The 1773-nt window shown below is 77.2% G+C and carries 1 protein-coding gene; it reads right to left on the minus strand.

The window, feature by feature from the left end; translation table 11 throughout:
- Positions 1-1773, minus strand: a 1773-nt coding sequence (locus D471_RS42310) for a polyketide synthase dehydratase domain-containing protein (RefSeq protein ID WP_040689402.1), incomplete at both ends; no start/stop codon positions are given.

The following is a 1773-nucleotide window of genomic DNA, read 5'->3' on the forward strand; positions in this document are numbered from 1 at the left end:
CGCTGCCCGCGACCACGCGGACGGTGGTGCCCGTCCCGGAGAGCCGGTCGATCACCGCGCGGGCGGTCGCGTCGGGCTCCGACCGCGCCATGAGGGTGAGGTCGTCGACGCCGCTGGCGGCCAGCCAGCGGGCCACGCTCAGGCCGAGGGCGCCCAGCCCGCCGGTGACCAGGGCCGCCCCGCCGTCGGCGGGGTCCTCCTCACCGGTCGGGGTGTCCTGGGTGGCCAGGCGCGCCACCTGGACCCCGTCGGGGGTGACCCGCAGACGGGTGCCGTTGGGCGCGTCCAGACGGGTGGCCAGGGCGGCGGCCGCCCGGGCCGGGTCGGCGCCGTCGGCGAGGGTGACCCGCAGCAGTCGGCGGGCGGGGTCCTCGGCCTCCAGGGCGGCGAGCATGCCCCACAGGGCCTCCCGGACCGGCGCGTGGGCGTCGGAGCCGTCGGCCAGGACCGCGTAGGCGGTGTCGGCGGGGGTCCGGCGCAGGGTGTCGGCCAGGTCGAGGGCGGCGGAGAGGGCGTGTTCGGCGCTGCTGCCGGGGAGGTGGAGGAACCGGGTGTCGACCAGCAGGTCGGCGCCCGGGCCGTCCGGTCCGTCCGGGGCGGTGGCGGTCTCGGCGGCGATCCCGAGGTCGGTCAGGGCCGCGGTGAGGCCGTGGTCGGTGTCGGGTGCGCGCAGGACGGTCGCCGCGCCGGGGCGGCGGGCGCCTTCCGTGTCGGTGGTGTCGGGGCGCCAGCGGAGGGTGTGCAGGTGGTCGCGGCGCATTCCGGCCTGAAGCGCCTCGCGGGGGGCGTGGCGCACCCGGAAGCGGTCGGCGGCCAGGAGCGTGTCGCCGTCGTCGGTGAACATGCGCAGGTCGGCGACCTCGACCCGGAGGCGTCCACCCGGCAGGTCGGTGGCCTCCAGGACCCTGACGTGCCCCCACGTCCCGGTGCCGGGGCGGCCGCGGGCGGGGAAGGAGAGCCGGTCGGCGGAGAAGGGGATCGCCAGCGAGGGCGCCTCCTCGGCGCGGGTGTCGACCATGAACCCGGCGATGCTCTGGAAGCAGGAGTCGATCAGGCCGGGGTAGAGCTCGTAGTCGGCCGGGTCGTCGGGCAGGTCGGGGCGGCGGTAGCGCACCAGCGCCTCCCGGCCGCGGATCCATACCCCGTCGATCCACCGGAACGAGGGGCCGAGGGTGTAGCCGAGGTCGCGGAAGTAGGTGTAGAAGGCCGCCCCGTCGATGTGGCGTTCCGCGGCCTCGGTGAAGGCGGCGGTGTCGGGCAGGTCGGGGACGGGGGCGGCCTCGTCGGTGGCGACCCGTGCCCGCAGGTGCTCTTGCCAGGGGCCGTCGTGGTCCGCGTCGTCGGGGCGGCTGTGCACGGTGAGCGGGGGCCGTTCCCCCTCGCCGACCACCAGTTGGGTCTCGAACCCGTCCCCGTCCTCGATGACCAGGGCGCGCGGGCACAGCAGGTCGGCCAGGGTCAGGGGTTTGCCGTCCCCGGCCAGGGCACTGAGCGCGGTGGCCAGGTGGGAGGCGGCCGGTGTCACGACCGTTCCGTACAGGCGGTGGTCGGTGAGGTAGCGGGGGAAGTCGGCCGTGCGGGGGAAGGCGAAGGCGCGGCCGGTCAGGGCGGGCGAGCGCAGTTCCCTGCCCCAGTGCCGCTCGGGGGCGGGCGTGTTCGCCGGGGTGCGCGCCGGTACCGGCGCGGCCCAGTGCGGGGCGGGGTCGAAGGGGTAGTGCGGCGCGTCGGCGGCACCGGGGCGGCCGATGGACTGGACGGCGGACCAGTCCAGGT

It is taken from the genome of Nocardiopsis lucentensis DSM 44048 (assembly GCF_000341125.1).
Classification (GTDB): domain Bacteria; phylum Actinomycetota; class Actinomycetes; order Streptosporangiales; family Streptosporangiaceae; genus Nocardiopsis; species Nocardiopsis lucentensis.